The organism is Kamptonema formosum PCC 6407, from assembly GCF_000332155.1.
Lineage (GTDB): Bacteria > Cyanobacteriota > Cyanobacteriia > Cyanobacteriales > Microcoleaceae > Kamptonema > Kamptonema formosum.
Window position 1 is genome coordinate 710,946 of sequence record NZ_KB235904.1, and the last position, 20,323, is coordinate 731,268.

16 protein-coding genes and 2 tRNA genes are annotated in these 20,323 nt (G+C 44.3%); 10 read left to right on the plus strand and 8 right to left on the minus strand.

Translation table 11 applies throughout. From position 1 onward, the window contains the following. Window positions 1–529 (minus strand): DHH family phosphoesterase (locus tag OSCIL6407_RS31025; RefSeq protein WP_040650323.1); only part of this gene is annotated, 529 nt, incomplete at its 3' end. 195 nt (window positions 530–724) lie between these two features. Here OSCIL6407_RS31025 and psbZ point away from each other — a divergent pair. From psbZ to OSCIL6407_RS0120085, 5 genes are all read left to right on the plus strand, one after another. After that, a complete protein-coding gene (psbZ, locus tag OSCIL6407_RS0120060; RefSeq protein ID WP_007357618.1) occupies window positions 725–919 on the plus strand; it encodes a photosystem II reaction center protein PsbZ in 195 nt (64 codons plus the stop codon). A gap of 145 nt (window positions 920–1,064) precedes the next feature. Next, window positions 1,065–1,643 (plus strand): 6,7-dimethyl-8-ribityllumazine synthase, encoded by a 579-nt coding sequence (gene ribH / locus OSCIL6407_RS0120065; protein ID WP_007357619.1) that lies wholly within the window; start codon window positions 1,065–1,067, stop codon window positions 1,641–1,643. 166 nt (window positions 1,644–1,809) lie between these two features. Then, window positions 1,810–1,881, plus strand: a tRNA-Gly gene (locus tag OSCIL6407_RS0120075). 166 nt (window positions 1,882–2,047) lie between these two features. Beyond that, on the plus strand, window positions 2,048–2,452 hold the full coding sequence (locus OSCIL6407_RS37225; RefSeq protein ID WP_007357620.1) for a hypothetical protein: 405 nt from the start codon (window positions 2,048–2,050) through the stop codon (window positions 2,450–2,452). A gap of 4 nt (window positions 2,453–2,456) precedes the next feature. Beyond that, complete coding sequence (locus OSCIL6407_RS0120085; protein WP_007357621.1) at window positions 2,457–3,722, plus strand: glutamate-5-semialdehyde dehydrogenase; 1,266 nt, start codon at window positions 2,457–2,459, stop codon at window positions 3,720–3,722. Window positions 3,723–3,832: 110 nt separating this feature from the next. Here the strand turns inward: OSCIL6407_RS0120085 and psbA are convergent, their stop codons facing one another. Next, window positions 3,833–4,915: a photosystem II q(b) protein gene (gene psbA / locus OSCIL6407_RS0120090; protein WP_019487222.1), complete on the minus strand. Its 1,083-nt coding sequence runs from the start codon at window positions 4,913–4,915 to the stop codon at window positions 3,833–3,835. Window positions 4,916–5,063: 148 nt separating this feature from the next. After that, the gene (locus tag OSCIL6407_RS0120095; RefSeq protein ID WP_007353142.1) at window positions 5,064–5,411 is read right to left on the minus strand and encodes a histidine triad nucleotide-binding protein; all 348 of its coding nucleotides are present in this window, start codon (window positions 5,409–5,411) and stop codon (window positions 5,064–5,066) included. Window positions 5,412–5,610: 199 nt separating this feature from the next. Here OSCIL6407_RS0120095 and OSCIL6407_RS0120100 point away from each other — a divergent pair, with 199 nt between their 5' ends. Together OSCIL6407_RS0120100 and OSCIL6407_RS31030 are read left to right on the plus strand one after the other, a co-directional pair. Then, entirely contained in the window at window positions 5,611–7,140 is a 1,530-nt protein-coding gene (locus OSCIL6407_RS0120100) for a YifB family Mg chelatase-like AAA ATPase (RefSeq protein WP_007353141.1), read from the plus strand. 14 nt (window positions 7,141–7,154) lie between these two features. Beyond that, window positions 7,155–7,868 (plus strand): DNA cytosine methyltransferase, encoded by a 714-nt coding sequence (locus tag OSCIL6407_RS31030; RefSeq protein WP_007353140.1) that lies wholly within the window; start codon window positions 7,155–7,157, stop codon window positions 7,866–7,868. 66 nt (window positions 7,869–7,934) lie between these two features. Here OSCIL6407_RS31030 and OSCIL6407_RS0120110 read toward each other — a convergent pair whose 3' ends face one another. After that, complete coding sequence (locus OSCIL6407_RS0120110) at window positions 7,935–8,183, minus strand: helix-turn-helix domain-containing protein (protein ID WP_007353138.1); 249 nt, start codon at window positions 8,181–8,183, stop codon at window positions 7,935–7,937. 119 nt (window positions 8,184–8,302) lie between these two features. On the opposite strand from OSCIL6407_RS0120110, the gene purB reads away from it, so the two are divergent. Further along, window positions 8,303–9,598, plus strand: a complete 1,296-nt coding sequence (gene purB, locus OSCIL6407_RS0120115) for an adenylosuccinate lyase (RefSeq protein ID WP_019487590.1) — start codon at window positions 8,303–8,305, stop codon at window positions 9,596–9,598. A 106-nt stretch (window positions 9,599–9,704) separates the two neighbouring features. After that, window positions 9,705–10,442 carry a M15 family metallopeptidase gene (locus OSCIL6407_RS0120120; RefSeq protein ID WP_019487591.1) on the plus strand — a complete coding sequence of 246 codons (738 nt, stop codon included), beginning with the start codon at window positions 9,705–9,707 and terminating at the stop codon, window positions 10,440–10,442. A 179-nt stretch (window positions 10,443–10,621) separates the two neighbouring features. On the opposite strand, the gene OSCIL6407_RS0120125 is transcribed toward OSCIL6407_RS0120120, so the two are convergent. Further along, window positions 10,622–10,693: transfer RNA gene (locus OSCIL6407_RS0120125), tRNA-Gln, on the minus strand. Between the two features lie 103 nt (window positions 10,694–10,796). Beyond that, complete coding sequence (locus tag OSCIL6407_RS0120130) at window positions 10,797–15,095, minus strand: PAS domain S-box protein (RefSeq protein WP_007353135.1); 4,299 nt, start codon at window positions 15,093–15,095, stop codon at window positions 10,797–10,799. Between the two features lie 660 nt (window positions 15,096–15,755). Here OSCIL6407_RS0120130 and OSCIL6407_RS0120135 point away from each other — a divergent pair. Further along, entirely contained in the window at window positions 15,756–16,142 is a 387-nt protein-coding gene (locus OSCIL6407_RS0120135; RefSeq protein ID WP_007353134.1) for a response regulator, read from the plus strand. Window positions 16,143–16,279: 137 nt separating this feature from the next. On the opposite strand, the gene cheB is transcribed toward OSCIL6407_RS0120135, so the two are convergent. Both cheB and OSCIL6407_RS0120145 read right to left on the minus strand, forming a co-directional pair. Further along, window positions 16,280–17,371 carry a chemotaxis-specific protein-glutamate methyltransferase CheB gene (gene cheB / locus OSCIL6407_RS0120140; RefSeq protein WP_007353133.1) on the minus strand — a complete coding sequence of 364 codons (1,092 nt, stop codon included), beginning with the start codon at window positions 17,369–17,371 and terminating at the stop codon, window positions 16,280–16,282. A 352-nt stretch (window positions 17,372–17,723) separates the two neighbouring features. Continuing rightward, complete coding sequence (locus OSCIL6407_RS0120145) at window positions 17,724–20,297, minus strand: hybrid sensor histidine kinase/response regulator (RefSeq protein WP_324603632.1); 2,574 nt, start codon at window positions 20,295–20,297, stop codon at window positions 17,724–17,726. Window positions 20,298–20,323: the final 26 nt, after the last annotated feature.

A 20,323-nucleotide genomic window follows, 5' to 3' on the forward strand; every position in this document is an offset into this window, starting at 1 on the left:
GGGAGGATGGGGAGGATGGGGAGGATGGGGAAGATAGGGAAGATTTAACCTTCCTCACTCCCCTCCCTCCTCCCCCCGCCTCCCCCGCCTCCCCCCTCTCCCCCTGCCCCCCTGCCCCCCCGCCCCCCCCGCTCTTTTCTGCTAAACGGAGCTTTTCTACAATCAGAGTGGTAGTAGCGCCTACTGGTTCTATGTGGGTAGTTGTAGCTGGGATGTCCAGATGGATGTTGAGGTGATGGTCGTAGACAGTAATCTCTTGTAGGTGGGGTAAATCCAGCCACTCAGCAGCTTTTCCCAAGCGATCGCGAGCTGTAGTATCTACTATGGCAATAGAACGAATTAGTTTTGGATTGACCGAACGACGTTCGATTAACGGGTACTCGTCTCGGTGGAGAGCTAAAAAATCTCGGACAGTGGGATGGCACCCTCCAGTCAGGACAATCCTGCTGCCAGGATGTAGCACACAAAGCCCGACTGCGGCTCCAAGAGCGTCAAAATCTGCTGTAGTGTGGCACAAAATTAACTTCACGCTCAAAATCCAAAAACGCCAACTGAGAGAACCGAATTTCTGGTAGCTTACTACTGAGGGCTATATTTGCAAAGAGTTGAGCTAACACTTCCACAACTTCAAGGCGTGGGATTGTCACAGAGCAACTAATCAAAATTTAGCGCAAACCACCTGGAGTATTTCTACTTAGGGACTCTTGTATCGAAAAGGAGCAAAATGTTGTTATCAATCTTGTTTCAACTTGTTTTAACGGCTTTGGTTGTGTTGTCCTTTGTGATGGTTGTTGGCGTACCCGTCGCCTATGCCTCTCCTCAAAACTGGAACCAATCTAAAAGCCTACTTTACCTTGGTTCTGGTATCTGGATCGTTCTTGTGCTTGCTGTGGCGGCTTTGAACTTTTTGGTGGTTTGAGCCAAGCGAAGGAAGAAAGAAGAGGGAAGAAGGAAGACTGTGGCGCGGTTTTGAGATATTCCCCCACTTTACCAGTTTCTTCCCTCTTGCTCGCTTCTCTACGTCTCTACTTCCGCACTTGACCAATTAATTAACAACTACTGACATGGCCGTTTTTGAGGGGAATTTTACTGAGACAGAATCTTTTAAGTTTGCATTTGCGATCGGTCGCTTTAATGATTTGATTACTAGCAAGCTGTTGGAAGGTGCTCAAGATTGTTTAAAGCGTCATGGTGTAGATCCGAATCCTCACGGTACTCAGGTGGATTATGTTTGGGTGCCAGGAAGTTTTGAGGTGTCTATGGTTGCTCACCAAATGGCTCTCACTCGCCGCTACGATGCGGTAATCTGTTTGGGGGCTGTGATTCGAGGTCAAACTCCTCATTTTGATTTTGTGGCGGCTGAGGTGTCTAAGGGTATTGCTGCTGCTAGTTTTCAGACTGGGGTACCGGTAATTTTCGGTATTGTGACGGCGGATACGATGCAGCAAGCTCTGGAACGAGCAGGAATTAAAAGCAATAAGGGCTGGGATTATGCAATGGCGGCTTTGGAAATGGCGAGTTTGATGCGTCAAATTAAGGGTCAAGGTGGGGACTCCCACAGTCAACTTGCTGGGGCCCCAACTGCTGCTCAAGCTTTGTCGATTGCCGGAAACCGGGCAATTGCGCCGGAAATCTTGGAATAACGCCATATTGGTTGAGAATGGGGTGCGGGAAATGTGCCTTCACAAATCTTTGCACTGCCCTACCTCCCCCTCTTGCCTACTGCTAACAAAATTGCTGGAAAAAATTTCTAAAATAGACTTGACAAATCAAGCTGATTTTGAGATTATTATATTTACCGCAATCAATGCGGGTGTAGCTCAGTGGTAGAGCGTCACCTTGCCAAGGTGAATGTCGCGCGTTCGAATCGCGTCACCCGCTTTAGAATGATATCAATATTAAGTTAAGAAGTAAACTTGGGAGTTCTATTTACAGGCTTTTCCCTTGAACCTTAACATTTGGTGAAGGAAGGAAAGCTTATGATAGAATCATATTCGATATCTTTAAGATCGTCTCTGCATAAACGCTTTTGATTCTACGATCGCTCGTGCCATCTCAGAAAGCTCAAAAGATTGATTTAAATGGTGACTACCCTTGCCCCTGCCGGCGGCGAGGTCGTTTGGTACCGATCGCGCTGACAGAAGCCTTTGGATGCAATCGCTGTCAGCAAATTTTTGTATTGGATGAGAGCGGCTATATAATTGAACAGCTCTCGACTAACTATCCTTATAAGCAAGCTTGGCGTTGGAGTGGCCACCATTGGAACAGAGCGCATCCGGGTTTGAAGGCGCACTACTTGCCGTTGGCTTTGGTAATGATTTTGGTACCCTTGGTGATTTGGCTGCCCTTGGCGCTGCGATCGCCTGGTACAAATATCATTCTCTGGGCGATGGTAGCGGTGCTGCTAGCGATGCTGCCAGCGCTTATGGTCTGGCTGGCTTACAGACGTTAGCGTGATGACAAGCGAAGATTCTACCTCGACACAAGCTTCGATAAGTGCTGCTCGCCGCGCTTACCAAGCCTCATTAGAATTGGCGGGGGTTAAGGGGACTGTTCGTGCTGCGGCTTTGCAGGCGATGGCGCGGGAACTTAAAGCTCGGCAGAATGACATTTTAGAAGCAAATACTCTGGATTTAGAAGCTAGTCGGGAGATGGCAATCCCCGAATTGATTGTAGAGTGGCTAAAACTCACGCCAGAAAGGGTGCAAACAACAGTGCAGATTCTCCAGCGACTAGGAGAAATGCCCGATCCAATTGGCAAAGTGGTGAGTGCTTCTTACCAGGCAGATCAATGTCAGGTGTACTGCCAACAGATTCCCCTGGGAGTAATAGCTTTAATTTACGAAGCATTCCCGGAGTTAGCAGCGATCGCAGCGGGTTTGTGTCTGAAAAGTGCTAATAGTTTAATTCTCAAAGGGGGAACTGAGGCGAGTCACTCGAATACGGTAATTGCGGAAGCTTTACAGTCAGCGATCGATGAGGTGGGTTTGCCTGTAGGCTCTTTAGAAATATTACCTGCCGATCGCGGTGCGTCAATTCGAGATTTAGTCACCCAAGACCAATATATAAATTTAATAATTCCCTACGGTCGCCCTAGTTTAGTACAGCAAGTAGTGCGACAGTCTACCGCGCCAGCGTTGAGGTCGGCTATGGGTAATTGTTATCTCTATTGGTCGCCTACTGGTAGTTTAGAAATGGCGAGGTGGATGATTTTAGATAGCCATCAAAGCGAACCAGATCCAGTGAATGCGATCGAGAAAGTGTTGATTGACCCAAATCAAAAGCCTTCTTCTTTAGTGCGACTGTGGAATAGTTTAAAGGAGAAAGGCTTTGAAATCAGGGGGGATGCCGATTTGGTGGCGGATTTTCCTGAGTTGAGACTGGCTGAGGTGGTGGAGTGGAATCAGCCTTATTTAAACAAAACAGTAGCGTTTAAGGTTGTAGAGGATTTAGAGGCTGCGATCGCATGGATTAATCGGTATAGCAGTGGTCATGCAGATAGTATCGCGACAGAATCTTACCAGGAAAGTCGCGAATTTGCCTTGGATGTTAATAGTGCTTCTACTTTTATTAATGCCTCGCCTCGATTTTCACGCTATCAAAATCGGGGAGATGCTATCTTTTTGGGAATGTCTAATCAAAAGGGCTATAGGCGAGGATTGATTGGCCTGAAAACTTTGACGACTCTTAAACATATTGTTCAGGGGAATGGACAATTTTAGAGTCAGTGATTTTATCAGAGGAGGAAGAATAAAATATGAAGAAACAAATTTTATTCCAACAAAAAACGCCCTCACGAATGAGAGCGTTTCTTGTTACCAACAACTAAAACCTAGCCATTGATAGCAGGAGCAACCAAAGCAACTGGAGTAGACTCACCAGCCGCCAAATCGAGAGGGAAGTTGTGAGCATTACGCTCGTGCATTACTTCCATACCCAAATTAGCGCGGTTAATCACATCAGCCCAAGTATTGACCACACGACCTTGTGAGTCGATAATCGATTGGTTGAAGTTAAAACCATTCAAGTTGAAAGCCATCGTGGAAATACCCAAAGCGGTAAACCAGATACCCACAACTGGCCATGCACCCAAGAAGAAGTGCAGAGAACGGCTATTGTTAAATGAAGCGTATTGGAAAATCAAACGACCGAAGTAGCCGTGAGCTGCAACGATATTGTAAGTTTCTTCTTCTTGACCGAACTTGTAACCGTAGTTTTGAGATTCAGCCTCAGTGGTTTCACGCAACAAAGAAGAAGTCACCAACGAACCGTGCATTGCAGAGAACAGAGAACCACCAAACACACCAGCCACACCTAACATATGGAAGGGGTGCATCAAGATATTGTGCTCAGCTTGGAACACGATCATGAAGTTGAAAGTTCCGCTGATACCCAAAGGCATACCATCGGAGAAAGAACCTTGACCGATAGGGTAGATCAAGAATACTGCTGTTGCTGCTGCTACTGGTGCAGAGTAAGCTACGCAGATCCAAGGACGCATACCTAAGCGGTAAGATAATTCCCATTCGCGACCCATGTAGCAGAACACGCCAAGCAGGAAGTGGAAAATCACTAACTGGTAGGGGCCGCCATTATAGAGCCACTCATCGAGAGAAGCTGCTTCCCAAATTGGGTAGAAGTGCAGACCAATCGCGTTAGAAGAAGGAACAACAGCACCGGTGATGATGTTGTTTCCGTACATTAAGGAACCTGCAACGGGCTCGCGAATACCGTCGATGTCAACGGGAGGAGCGGCGATGAAGGCGATGATGTAGCAGATGGTGGCGGTTAAGAGGGTGGGGATCATCAGAACGCCGAACCAACCGATGTAAATCCGGTTGTCGGTGGATGTTACCCACTCGCAGAAGCGCTCCCAAACGTTAGCGCTTTCGCGCTGTTGTAAGGTAGTTGTCATGTGCTTATGATTGCTTTATGTATTTTTCAAGGTTCAGAGCGGTTTTGTGTTCCGCCATGTAAATAAGATTAACGCTTTTATTTCGGTTTGTAAACCCCCTTTAACATTAAATTTAGTTGTGAAATTGATTAGATTAACTTATGAATCTTCAACCCGGAGGCCATGCCATCTGACGGCCCCCCAGAATATGAAGATGCAGGTGGTCTACAGTCTGGCCGCCGTCAGCACCAGTATTAATGACAACGCGGTAGCCATTACTGAGTCCCGCCGCTTCAGCAACCCGCTTGACAGTCAGCAATAAGTGACCCATGAGTGCGTGGTCTTGGGATTCAGCATCGGCTAGTTTGGGAATAGGCTTTTTAGGAATGACAAGGATATGGACGGGTGCTTGAGGATTGATATCTTTGAAAGCAAGGGTCAAGTCATCCTCATAAACTATTTCTGCGGGAATTTCTCGGCGGATAATCTTGGTGAAAAGGGTATCGTGAGTTGTCATGGGTTTAAAGTAAGAAGGAAGAAGATAAAGTCATTTCTCAATCTTCAATTGTTATTGTTAATCATAATATAATTTATGCAAAATTATTTATAGTGTTGCCTCTAGTCCGTAATAGAATTACCTAGAGGTGGCGCTACAGCGAACAAAAATGCGACATAATACAAGGTGATCGAAGACACGCGCATAAGGATTGAGGATAATGTTAGCTAGGGTTTGGAGCGCATCTATTGTTGGCATAGACGCTGTAAAGGTAGGCGTTGAGGTTGATGTATCGGGAGGACTGCCTAAAATTGTGGTGGTGGGTCTACCTGATACTGCTGTCCAAGAAGCCAAAGAAAGGGTAAAAGCAACTCTGAAAAATGCTGGTTATGCGTTTCCAATGCGGAGTATAGTGATTAATTTAACTCCCGCAGATTTGCGAAAGGAAGGGCCAAGCTTTGATTTGTCAATCGCAGTGGGAATTTTAGCAGCTTCGGAACAAGTTAATGCAGATTTGTTAGGAGATTATTTATTTTTAGGAGAACTTTCTCTGGACGGAAGTTTGCGCCCTGTTGCTGGAGTTTTGCCCATTGCTGCTGCGGCAAAAAAAATGGGTATTGCGGGATTGATTTTGCCTGCTGCGAATGCACAAGAGGCCGCATTGATTGAAGGCTTATCTGTTTATGGTTTCGAGAATATATTTGCAGTTACAGATTTTTTGAATAATCCAAACTGCTACTCACCGATGGAAGTAGATGCTAGGAAAGAATTAGCTACTACACAATTTAATACTTTAGATTTAAAGGATGTAAAAGGACAGGCTCATGCTCGTAGGGCTCTAGAAATTGCTGCCGCTGGTGGGCATAATTTAATTTTTGTTGGGCCGCCTGGTAGTGGTAAAACTATGTTAGCAAGACGTTTACCTGGAATCTTACCACCACTGAGTTTTGATGAAGCTTTAGAAGTAACTCAAATTCATTCTGTGGCGGGGTTGCTGAAGGATAGAGGAAGGCTAATTAGCGATCGCCCTTTTCGCAGTCCTCATCATTCTGCTTCTGGCCCTTCTCTTGTTGGTGGTGGGAGTTTTCCTCGTCCGGGGGAAATCTCTTTAGCTCACCGAGGTGTGCTTTTTCTAGATGAATTGACGGAATTTAAACGGGATGTTTTGGAGTTTTTACGGCAGCCGCTAGAAGATGGTCAAGTTACAATTTCTAGGACTAGACAATCTGTTGTATTTCCCGCACAATTTACCTTGGTTTCTAGTACCAATCCTTGCGCTTGTGGTTATTACGGCGATCCTATTCAACAGTGTACTTGTTCGCCGCAAAAAAGAGAGCAATACTGGGCAAAACTTTCTGGGCCTTTGATGGATAGAATTGATTTACAAGTAGCTGTGAATCGTTTGAAACCAGAGGAAATCACCCGTCAGTCTACGGGGGAAGAGTCGGAACCAGTGCGAGTAAGAGTACAGGAGGCGCGATCGCGAGCACGGGAAAGGTTTAAATTAGAATCTAATTTGCGTTGTAATGCGGAAATGCAGAGCCGTCATATTAATAAATGGTGCCAGTTAGATGATGCTTCTCGGAATTTATTAGAAGGGGCAATTCGGAAATTGGGGCTGTCTGCGAGGGCCAGCGATCGCATTTTGAAAGTGGCGAGGACTATTGCAGATTTAGGGAGGGATGAAAGTTTGAAAAGTAATCATGTTGCGGAGGCGATTCAGTATCGTACAATAGATAGGATGCAGTAACAATAAAATGTAAGATGGAAGCAATACAATTGTCTTTGTTTTCTAGTGACGAAAATCCAATTTCAGCCCCAAGACAAAAACAAGTAAAATTAGGACGTTATGAACGCATTAAACGTCAACTAGAAACAGATGACAGCGATCCATACAAGATATTCATTGATATCAAATCGCCGTTGTTGCCTGCATCAGGTTATACCTTTGTCGATCTTTTCTGCGGTGCAGGAGGAATGACACAAGGTTTAGTACAAGCAGGTTTTCAACCTGTAGCAAGTGTTGAAGCTAATCCCATCGCTTCTGCGACTCATCAAAAAAACTTTCCTAAGTGCCATCACTTTTGTGGGGATATAAAAAGCTTTTCTCCCCAACAATGGTTAAGTCAAATCAATTCCCCCAAAGTCCATCTTGTTGTAGGTGGGCCACCATGTCAAGGTTTCTCCGTTGCGGGAAAACGTGACCCCAACGATCCTCGCAATCGTCTATTCAAAGAGTTTGTCCGCGCTGTCTCTGAAATACATCCTTGGTATGTTGTTATGGAAAATGTCCCAGGAATTTTGACAATACAGAAAGGTGCTGTTAAAAAAGCAATTTGCGAGGCTTTTGATGAAATTGGCTATCCTCATGTTTCCGTTGCAATTCTTGAATACCGCCACCGCCAGCATATTGAGATGAGGCTATCTGTTTTCCTTCACACTCTCGACAATGCCATTGTTGGTCAGACAGAAGATTAAAAACTTTTAATTGGGTTGAGTCTTGTCTCAATTGAGCTTTAATTGTGCTTGCTAAATCTTGATTGCTCATTCTATGTTTTCCACCACTATTTCTAGATTGTTAAGAAGATTAGAAACGGTTAGGTCTAGACCCTTAGCAAGACTTGTAAGTGCTGTCAGGGAGGGATTTCTTACTCCGCGTTCGACTCCAGATATATAAGTGCGGTCTAAGTTAGCCCGCAGTCCCAGTTCTTCTTGCGAAATTCCCAAAGCTGTCCTGCGTTGCCTTACGAGATGACCTAAAGCACGAAGAATCTTTTTTTTCGATTGATTCATGTGCCAATTGTGAATTTATATGGACTATCAGTCTACGGACGATGTGTCACATATTTGTAAAGATCAATTGCCTGCCCATCAGACGTACAATAAGACAGTTGTATTCTGCGGCCCCAACCGTGATCGATCGCTACACTCTGCCCGAAATGGGCGAAATCTGGACAGACACAGCCAAGCTCAAAACATGGCTGCAAGTAGAAATCGCAGTCTGCGAAGCACAAGCCGAACTCGGCTACATCCCCGCCGAAGCAGTCGAAGAAATCAAAGCTAAGGCTAATTTTGACCCTAAGCGCGTCCTAGAAATTGAAGCCGAAGTCCGCCACGATATCATCGCATTTTTGACAAATGTGAATGAATATGTAGGCGATGCAGGCCGCTATATTCACCTCGGTTTAACGAGTTCTGATGTTGTAGATACTGCTTTAGCTCTGCAACTGGTAAAGAGTGCTGATATCTTACTAGAACGCCTAGAATGTTTGAGTCAAGCTATTCGCTATCAGGCTCAAAAACACCGAGATACTGTGATGGTGGGACGCTCTCACGGGATTCATGCTGAGCCTATTACTTTTGGCTTTAAACTAGCAGGATGGTTGGCAGAAGTTTGCCGTAATCGCGAAAGATTGGTGCGAGTTCGCTCCTCTATTGCTGTTGGTAAAATATCCGGTGCAGTCGGAACCTATGCCAATATTGACCCCAAAGTAGAAGCTATTTCCTGCCAAAATCTGGGACTAGAACCTGATACTGCATCTACTCAGGTAATTTCGCGCGATCGCCACGCCGAATATGTCCAAACTTTAGCTCTGATCGCTGCATCTATCGAGCGTTTTGCAGTAGAAATTCGGAACCTCCAACGAACAGATGTTCTGGAAGTTGAAGAATTCTTTTCTAAAGGGCAAAAAGGCTCGTCAGCTATGCCTCATAAACGCAACCCTATCCGCTCTGAACGGCTGACAGGACTGGCAAGAATTATCAGAGGTCATGCCGTAGCAGCTCTAGAAAATGTTGCTTTATGGCACGAACGTGATATCTCTCATAGTTCCGTAGAACGAATAATTTTGCCAGAAGCTTCGACCTTAACGCACTTCATGTTATCGGAAATTACCGACTTAGTAAAAAACTTGCTGGTTTATCCAGAAAACATGAAGCGGAATATGAATATTTACGGAGGAGTTATCTTTAGCCAGCGGGTACTTTTAGCCCTGGTAGAAAAGGGAATGAACCGGGAAGAAGCATATAAAATTGTCCAATCCTGTGCTCATGAAGCCTGGAACAAAAACTCAGGAAATTTCCACGATCTAATTGCCAAAGATAGTCACGTTACTGCTTGTTTGACAGCAAAAGAAATTGAAGATTGCTTCGATCCGCAGTATCAACTAAGGCATTTAGACCAAATTTATCAGCGCTTAGGGATCTGAGTAACGATCTAATTAAAAATTAAAAATGAAAGATAACAATGCTTTCATTTTTATTTTTTATTAACTTTTTCGATCGCAGCTAACAACCAATAACTAACCATTAACTATGAAATTGAGTAACTTTGGATTGAGTAACTTTGGTAAATATTTAATAATATTTCTGGTCGTGTTGTTATCTGTAATAAGTATAAACTTGACTATTGTCCGAGCCACCGATCCACCTACAGTAATAAATGATGAAGCTTCACCCATCTCGAAACCAACTGAAAGTATGCCACTTTATCAAGTTCCTAGTTGGGCAAGAACGATCGATATCCGCACAGTAAACCCTAATATACGCCTAGATATCCGCTATGCGACCACCAATAATTTCTTAAAGAGAAAGCTGTATTCTGTCGCACGATGTGCATTAAGAGCAAGTGTTGCTCAAAGGCTGTCGCGAGTTCAAGAAAATGTGCAAAAAATAGGACTCAGTTTAAAAGTTTATGACTGCTACAGACCGCTATCAGTTACTAAGCAAATGTGGGCAGCTATGCCAGATTCGCGCTACGTTGCCAATCCTGCTAGAGGTTCGCGACACAATCGGGGTGCGGCTGTCGATCTTACCCTCGTAGATCGCAGTGGTAAAGAACTAGAAATGCCTACAGGATTCGATGATTTTACTGAAAAAGCTCATAGAGATTATTTAGGTGGCAGCGTTCAATCTAGGAAAAATAGTCAATTACTTGAAAGGGTGATGAAAGCCCAGGGATTTGTATCTCTATCAACTGAATGGTGGCATTTTGATTCAGAAGATTGGGAAAAGTTTTCACTTCTTGATGTACCTCTGCAAGCAATTCGTTAACGCACGCTCCGTCAAAAATCCGGTTTCTGCGTCAATATTTCTCGAAAAAAGCGACGATTTTGGTCAGAAACCGGGTTTTTCGCGTAAGTCCTACTCTCATCGGATCTTTTTCTGTTCCAAGTTTGCTTGCTGCTGAAACTTTTCTCTCCCTCTAGTGATAAAAGAGGAATCATCTAAAACTGGGGCGAAAGGATTCGAACCTCTGAATGGCTGGACCAAAACCAGCTGCCTTACCACTTGGCGACGCCCCAATGACTTAACCTTTGTCATTCTAGCATTTACACAGCAGGTGTCAAGCAATTTGCCGATCTAAATTAAAATTTTCTCCAAAACTGCGCCAATTCCCACTCCTGCTTAACTTTGAGGTCGGAGATGGTATGGCGGCCGCACCGGGATCTGAATCCAAAACTCCGCTCCTTGCCCCGGCTCGGAGATACATTTGAAAATGCCGCCGTGTTTCTCTACCACAATCTGATAGCTAATCGACAAGCCTAAGCCTGTACCCTTACCTACGGGCTTCGTAGTAAAGAAGGGGTCAAACAGCCGATTTTTGACTTTATCGCTAATTCCTGCCCCGCTGTCCTGAATCCGAATCACCACATATTCAGGATTGGGGAAAGCAGATTGAGAAAACTCCTCCCCAGCCATCACCCCAGTAATAATCCTAATTGTCCGAGGTTCTGGTTGATTTTCCAAAGCATCGATCGCATTCCCAATCACATTCATAAACACTTGATTCAATTGTCCCGCATAACACTCTACTCTCGGCAAAATCCCCAATTCCTTAATTATCTCTATTCCCGAATTCTTACCCTTAGATTTCAAGCGGTTGTGTAAAATCAGTAGAGTGCTCTCAATTCCTTCGTGGATATCCACCGGCTTCATTTCAGCCTCATCTAACCGCGAGAAATTCCGCAGAGAGAGCACAATCTGGCGAATCCGTTCAGCACCCATCTCCATTGAAGATAAGATTTTCGGCAAATCCTCGACCAAAAAATCTAGATCGATCGCTTCGGTCAAAGTTTTAACTTCTGGAACCGGATTGGGGTAGTGTTTCTGATAAATGCGTAACACTTGCAAGATATCTTTAACGTACTCCTCACAGTAAGTCAGATTGCCATAGATAAAATTAACGGGATTATTAATCTCATGGGCGACACCTGCTACCATTTGACCCAGAGAAGACATTTTTTCATTCTGGATGAGCTGAGCTTCTTTTTGCTGCAAACTCTGCAAAGCATCGCTGAGGTGGAAAGCCTGAGTTTGAGCCGCCAAGGCCGCAGCGCGGGTTTGAGCATAAAGTTCTGCTTGGTCGATCGCGATCGCCAATTGATCGACCACAGCGTGCAGTAATTCCACTTCCGAATCCTTCCAATCCCGGCGGCCGCTGTAGTGATTGCAAACCACCGCCCCCAATTGACCCGATCGCGTTTCCAATGGTAGCAGCAGTTGCGATGAGATCTGGGTAGTGCGTAAAAAAGCCCGGATTTCGGGGTCTAAATCAGTGTCCAATTCTACATCATCAATCCTTACCGTCTGGCGATCGCGAATTTTCTCGGCTAGCAAATTCACTTGTGCCGGCGGATACTCCAAAAGCCGATGCTGTAATTTAGGATTCCCCGCCTCGTGGGTGACAGCAAAGCTCAACTGATGCGTCCCTCCCGGCAAATACCACAGAAAATGACACTGATCGATCTGTAACAAACTGCGAATCTCATTCACCGCCGTTCCCAAAATAGTATCGAGGTCGAGGGAATCCCGAATTTGACTCGCCAGACGGAACAGCAAACCCTCGCGGCGGCTATTAAGTTCTTCCCGCGCTTTCACCCGATCGATCGCCACTGCGATCGCTAAAGCTACCCACCCCAGTACCTCTCGCACCCCTTCCGTCACAGGTTTACTAGCGATCAGAGCCATTACCCCCACTAACCGTTCTTCCACAATTAACGGATAAGTAATCGGGACTGCTGCGGAAGCAAAGGAGTTTTGATTGGTCAGAGATTGCTTCCCACCAGACAATGCTTCCCGGTTTTGAGATGGTTTCGTTGTACCCGCAATGCTTACCGGTTTTGAATTAGAAGAGTTTAGAGAGTTTTGAGCGTCCAGAGATGAGTTCGTTCCTGGCAAGGTTAAACCTTGCGGGTAGGCAACGCCAACGCCATTTTGAGTTAAAAGAGTCAACAATTCCTGCGTTTGCTCTTCCCCCTTTCCTCTGCCTTCTGCCTTCTGCCTTTTGCCTTCTTCAGGATACCAGAAGTTCGCCCAATCCCCCGTCCCCACTCCTGACGAAGCCTGCAACTCTAACTGCTTGGCCTGTTGGTTAAAAGTCCAGATACCTACACCTGTAGCGTCAAGGTGCTGTATCATCGCCTCTGTGCACAGATTCAGGATTGCGGATATTGTCCCACCACCTCCTAATGCTGCGCCTACCTCAGCTTCCAAGATTGACAGGCGCGATCGCTCCCACAACGAAGCCTCTGTAAGCTTGCGTTCGGTGATGTCTCGCGAGACTGCTACCAGTTGTTGTACTCTCTCGCTATTTAGATCCCAAATCGAGTGACAAGTAGTTTCAAACCAGATATAGCTACTATCTTTGCGGCGAATGCGGTAGCTAATTGTGTAAATTTCTCTAGAGTTTAAGGTGTGGAGATGGATTTTTTGCAGCGCGGCTAAATCTTCTGGGTGGAAAAACTCGTAAGCTGAACGTCCTAGCATTTCTTCCGGCGTATATCCCAGTAAAGTATGGCAAGCTGGGGAAACATAGAGGTAAATTCCTTCTGGTGTGTGCCTAGAAATCAAATCTGTGGAGTTTTCTGCTAACAAGCGGTAGCGTTCCTCACTTTCTTTGAGTGCTTCTTCTGCTTGTTTGCGATCGGTGATATCAGTTTGTACGCCAACAAAATGCGTCAAGCGACCCCTTGAGTCTCTGACTGGGGAAATTGCTAGTTCATTCCAAAAATAAGTCCCATCTTTGCGATAATTCTTTAAAATTACATGACATTCTTGCTCCAAGCGCAGAGCCTCCCGAATTTTTTGGCGGGCTTTTTCACTTTCGGCATCTGTAGATTGTAAAAATCGGCAGTTGCGTCCAATTACTTCTGAGCGGGAGTAGCCTGTCATTTTTTCAAAGGCTGCATTGCAGTAAATAATTGGGTTGTCTGGTTGAGTATTGTCGGTAATCACGATGCCGTTGCTGCTGGCTGAGATCGCACGCTCCAGCAAGATCAGAGTTTCCTCTGCTTGTTTGCCTTCGGTAATGTCTTCAGAAATGCCTAATAAATATTCTGGTTTGCCTGTTTCATCGAAAATAGGTATTTTTTGGGTATGTAGTATTCTCAAACCTTTATTTTTAGTTTGGATCTGTTCTTCCGGGATATCTAACATCTGACCATTGGCTAAAACTTCTCGGTCTTTACTTATAAAAAAATCTGCTTCTGTTTTGGGGAAGAAATCATAATCGTTCTTGCCAATTAATTGTTCTTTCTCATAGCCGATCAGTTCTGCTCCGGCTTGATTGAAGCTAACAAATGTCAGTTTTTCCGCTTCTTTGACAAAAATTGTATGGGGAATATTTTCGACGATCGATTTGAGTAACTTTTGGGATTTGTGAATTTCCGCTTCCACCGCTCGCCGCTCTGTGATGTCGATCCCCGTGCAGATTATATATTTTACAGTACCTTTTGCGTCTTCGATCGTTGTATTTGACCAGGCAATCCAGCGGCGAGAGCCGTCGGTTGTTTGGCAGTAGTTTTCGTATTGTTTGGGTAGTTGTCTATCTAACTTGCTGTCTTTATTATTGCGAAGCGCCTCAAAAGTAGATTTTAATTCTGAAGTCTCAGCAACCTCGAATAATGCCCAGAGATATTTGCCTTCTACCTCGGAAGCTGAGTAGCCAGTTACGCGCTCGGAGGTGCGGTTAAAGCGGACAATTTTAAAATTTGTATCGAGAATCACGACTAATGCACCGACGGTGTTAAGTGCGGTGGAAAAGAAATCGCGCTCCGATCGCACTACCTCCCAAACTTCTTTGCGATCGTTGATGATGTCTTCGAGCCTGAGAACTTTGCCTCCCAGATTGACTAATTTACGCCGTAAGTCTACCATGCCAGCCACTTGCCGAGCTAATGCTTGAAGTGCATTTCTAGCATTTTCTGTCAATTCTCGCGGCGTAAAGTCCATGACAGACAATATGCCTACAGTTAGTCCTTCGGGAGCGACAATCGGCAGACCCACATAAAATTTTACGCCGGGGTTGGAGGTGACGAGAGGGTGATTGGCAAACCGCTTGTCTGTTGAGGCATCCGGCACGATCGCTAAGTGGTTGTGAGTATTTGCACTTGCGAATGCTGTCTCTGTTTGGGGGAGCAAAGGGGAAGTCTGCTCTCCCTCTTGTCTCTCCTCATTCCGCCTAATGGCGTGTTCGCAGAAATCTAGGTAGCGGTGTGCGGTTCCTTCCTCCATGCCAACTTCTGACTTTAACCACTGGTGGTTAGCATCAATAAAGCTGATGAAAGCGATCGGAGCTTGGCATAAATGAGCAGCCAAGATCGTCAGATCGTCGAAGGAAGCTTCGGGAGCAGAGCCAAGGAGCTGGTATAGACGGAGGTCGTCGAGCCTGAACACTTTGTGATTACTTAGCGATAGTGCTTTCATTTATAACTTCTCCTCCAAATGGAAATCTACCTTTTTTAATAACTTTTGGACAAGCATTAGGTTTAATTCTGTATTTTGGAGAAGAGTTGGGACGAGTGAAACTGAGATTGCCTCTAACGCCTTGAATGACCCTGGAAGTTATACTCGTTTGAGCAAGAACACCACTGATACCAAATATAGATACAATTGAAAACTCTTTTTAATTTTTTTATTATTTTGATTATATTCTAACTGACCCATCTTTAGTTTACGACCGCTAGGTTATCGGCTCAGGAGTGAGGATCGCCAACAATATCTCTACCAATTTCAGCCAGCCTCTACCGAGTTTCAAGGTGGTAACTGCTACGTTTAAGTGAGAAGATTGCAGAAGTGTTAAATTTATTTACATAATTTAATATAATTATAGTGCTAGTGTAGCGGCATAGAGGAGCGAACGCTTGGGAAGAACAGGGATGAGCCAGCCTAGTATCTTTTAATTTCAATCGCGGTTTGATTTCAATCTCTAGTAGGGAATTATCAGCTAGTTCTTGACGATGGCTATTACATCATATCATGTGAATAGACAATTTACCGCTATCGAATGGTAAATAGGTATTCTAAGCATTTATATCAACTGTAGTTAGTTATATCGCGAACTATAAATAGAGTGAGGGAATAAATATGCCTGGAAGTGAAAGTTTGATGCCGACTATCTTAGCAGTGGATGATAGCACTGTTATGCAAGGACTTGTGAAACAGGCGTTAGGCAAAGATTTTCGGGTGTTGGTAACGGACAATGCAGTGGATGCTTTGTCGATGATTTACCATGAAAAGGTAGCCGTGTTGTTGTTGGATGTTTCGATGCCGGGTATTGATGGGTTGGAACTCTGCCGCACGGTACGCAGTTTACCTCAGTTTCATAAATTACCGATCGTGATGCTGACGGCGCGAGATGGAGCTTTTGATAAGGTACAGGGACGTTTGGCGGGGGCAACGGAATATTTGACCAAGCCTTTCGATGCTGAGAAACTGCGCGTAGTTGTGGGTAAGTTTGTCAATATCTGTTAACGGTTAACTGTTTGTTAACTATAGCAACTACCAAGGTGGCTAGGAAGTTCTGATTTCCTTCCACCCTTGATTCTCTTCCCTTATTCCCTTATTCCCTTATTCCCTTATTCCCCTAGTCCCTAGCCCCTAGCCCCTAGTTAGATCTTACTGAGTAGCAAAGGAGCGATCTCGCCGATGGGCAATACGTGCTGGACAGCATTGAGGGCGATCGCTTCTTTTGGCATTCCGAAGACTACGCAGCTAGCTTCATCTTGGGCGATTGTCAGACCTCCAGCTTGCGCGATCGCTAACATTCCCTCCGCACCATCTCTCCCCATTCCCGTCAGCAGCACACCCGCCGCCGCCCGACCGTAGAAACTAGCCACTGATTTAAATGTCACCGTCACGGAGGGACAATGCCCCCCTACAGGCGGCGCAGTAGAATAAATAAATCGACCTACTTTGTCTAACTCTAAATGGCGTTTTTCCGGGGGGAAATAAATAGTACCTGATTGCGGTTTTTCCCCACTATTAGCAATTTTAACTGGTAGTTTAGACCCAGAAGCTAACCAATCTACCAAACCTTTTAAAAATCCTTCACTGATGTGCTGGATGCAAATTACTGGCACTGGAAAATTACCTGGTAACTGAGAAATAATCTTGTGCAAAGCTTGGGGGCCACCAGTAGAAGCGCCAATAGCTAAAACTTTAATAACTCTGGATTGGTAATTGGTAATTGGTTGTTGGTAATTGGTAATTGGTAATTGGTAATTGGTAATTATCCGCTCTCCCCCTTTCCCCTGCTCAAGAGTTCCTCCTTTCCTTTGATGCCGCGTGAATACCTTAACCCCTGAGAGGATTTTAATTTTTCCAGTCAATTCCAGCCTGAGCCTTTCATAATCAGAGACTAATCCGCTTGTAGGTTTAGGAAAAACATCGACTGCTCCAGCTTCGAGCAACTGAAATACATTATAAGTATCCTCTGCCTGAACTGAAGCACTGATTACTAAAATCGGTCGCGGGAACTTAGCCATCACTTCCTTGATGAATTCCAGACCATCCATTTGAGCCATGTGAAAATCAGTACAGATCACATCTGGCTGGACTTTGGGGATCGCTTCCAATGCCTCTAAACCGTTGCAAGCGGTTCCAACAACTTCAATTTCAGGTGACAAGGCAAATATTCTTTTAAGGACAATGAGGACAACGGGGGAATCCTCTACTAACAGAACCCGAATAGGAGCCATCATAGTCGATTTTGGCTGGTTTTTCAGTGCTAGTTACTACTGTATCCTACAGTCGCAGAGTAAGTTTAGATATTCTAAAAATTACCCAAAATTGTTTGTAGCATCGCTCTCGGAGCGGTATTCTTAGCGTTGAGACGGTTGCTGGACGTTAGCGATATGTAATTCCTGTATTCACAGCTAAAATCATATCGGAAATTCGACTATAATAATGAGTGCTAAGTAGTCGGACATAATTAAACGTTAAAAATTAAAAATGAAATTAATTAAATTTTCAATTTTTAATTTTCCATTTTTAATTCTTGAGAGAGGCGAGCGCCCACCTTACAATTTATAGTGTTTATTTATGTCCGACTACTTACACCAATCTGCTCAAAGTTTGCAACAATACTTCTTGATTGAAATTTCCTTTAGTAATGTAGGCACTTGCCCCTGCTTCTGCACCTCTTTTTTTATCTTCATCCGAAGCTAAAGACGTAACCAAAATAATGGGCAATTCGCTATATTCTCTATGCTGACGAATCTTAGTAGTTAGCTCTAAACCATCTAAATTAGGCATTTGTACATCTGAGACCACAGCATCAAAAGTGCGAGTTTTTAACTTATTATAAGCATCCAATCCATCTACCGCTGTCACAACTTCATAACCCGCAGCTTCGAGAATCCGCTTTTCTTGAGTGCGGGTAGCAATGGAGTCTTCTGCTAGCAGAATAACTTGCTTTGTCGTGACAGCCTCGCTTCCGGCATCAGTTAAACTAAGTAACGAGGTACGGGATACAGCTTGTTTCCGTATAGACTTAATCAAATCTTGAGGATTTAACACCATACAAACTTCGCCAGTACCTAAAATAGTTGCACCTGCAACGTTGCGAACTCGTTTGAGCAAATGACTTTGGGGTTTGAGTACGACATCCTGTTCATCGATCAGAGCATCCACGAATAATCCCAACCGTTCCTCACCGATTTTTAGAATAATACAAAACATTTGTTTATGATTAGTGCTTGATAAGTGTGGACGGGAAGTGTTATGGTTAGTATTGCCTTGTCTCTCTCCCTTTTTATTATTCCATAACTGCCATGCTTTATTATTTATTTGGATCAAGTTTTCAAGTTTAGCAACTGATACTGGATGGTCATCTAAAACTATTGTTTCCCTGCCTTCAAGGGGGAAAATATCAGACTGTGATACCAGTCGAGTTGTCTGAATAAATTCCACAGGTAAGGCATAATAAATTCCGTTAACAGCTACAATTAGCACATGAGCAGTAGTTAAAGTAGTGCCTAGAGACAGCCGCAAAGTACATCCTTGTCCGACTGTTGATTCTACTTGAATAGTTCCTTTTAGAGCTTCTACATTGCTACGAACTACATCTAAACCTACGCCTCTGCCAGAGACCTCGGTAACAAATGTGCGAGTTGAAAAACCCGAAGAAAAAATTAGGCTTTGAATTTGGTTGGCTGTCATTACAGCGAGTTCTTCTTCTGTGTAAATACCGCGTTTAATTGCCGTTTTTTTAATTTGTTCGATATCTAATCCTCTGCCGTCATCGATGACTTCAATTATGATATTAGTAGCAGTATTGTAGCCTCTGAGTTGAAGGGTTGCGAGACTGGGTTTACCTTTTTGTTCGCGTTCCGCTGGTGTTTCAATGCCATGATCGATTGCGTTCCGAATCATGTGCATCAGAGGATCTTTCATTTCTTCCAGAATGCGTTTATCGGCTCTGGTTTCGCCGCCTACAATAATTAATTCTACTTGCTTGCCTTCCTGTCTGGCTAAGTCCCTAACCATCCGAGGAAATATATTGAAAATAGTAGACAAAGGTAGCAACCGTAAAGTGCGAATTCCTTCTTCTAATTCCCCCGCAATTAAATCTAATCTGGCAGTATCTTCATAGATTTCAGTTCTCAAGCTATTGATGAGAATCCCCAAATTTTCTAAACGTTCTTCGGCGTATTGGTGATATTTCTGCAATTGCGCCATTGCACCATTTTGTGCAGAGATATTGGTTGGGGTTTCCACCTGGTTAAGCACAAAGCGATTGAGAAAGGCATCTCGGCTCCAATCTTCGCATAAAGTTGTAATTTCTTCGATTTCGGATAATCGGTGAGCGAGTCGAATTTTAGTAACTGTGAGTTCCCCTGCTTGCGTCATTAAAGCATCAAGGTTTTGCGTGGGAACGCGAATAGTTTCAATGCGGTAAGTGGGAGAAGCTGGAAGGGGTGAGTTTTGCAGTGAGTTTGTCTGCGATCGCGAAGAATTATCCGCTAAACCTGCCTCTACAGAATTAGGGGTAATTTCTAATGAGTTTGTCTGTAATAGCGAAGAGCTATCAGTTAAATTCACCTCTACAGCATTCGCCTCCAAAAGTGAAGAGTTATCGGCTAAAACCGTCTCTACAGAATTTATCGGTGAAAGCAAAAAATTATCGCTTACAACCTCCTCAACATTTTGATTTATAATTTCTTTTCCCGGTGGCGTGATGGTTTGTTCTTCTACATTTGTCTTTTCATGCTGCTGACTTTCTGACGTTTCCCTATTCCTCTGCTGTGAAGTGGAAGCGCCCATCATCGAGGCGAGGATATAAAAGGCATTGATACCGGAAGATTCTCCTGTTACGGCTTCATTGACGAGTTGGCGAAGGGCTTCCAAACCTTGAGAAAGGCGATCGCTAATTTCGGGAGTTAAAACTGTTTCGCCTCGTTTAACGCTTCCCAAAATATGCTCCATTTGATGAGCTAATGTTGACACATCTTTAACGCCCAACATACCAGCATCGCCTTTGAGTGAGTGGGTTTCTCGCAGCAATTCTTCTAATTTGGCTGAGTCATCTGGATGTTTCTCTAAATACAGAAATCCGTCGTCAAGTTTCTGTAAATGCTCTTCGCTTGCAGATTTAAAGACATTTCTTAGTTCTTCATCTTCGATCATCATTTTTGTATTTGGTAATTGGTAAT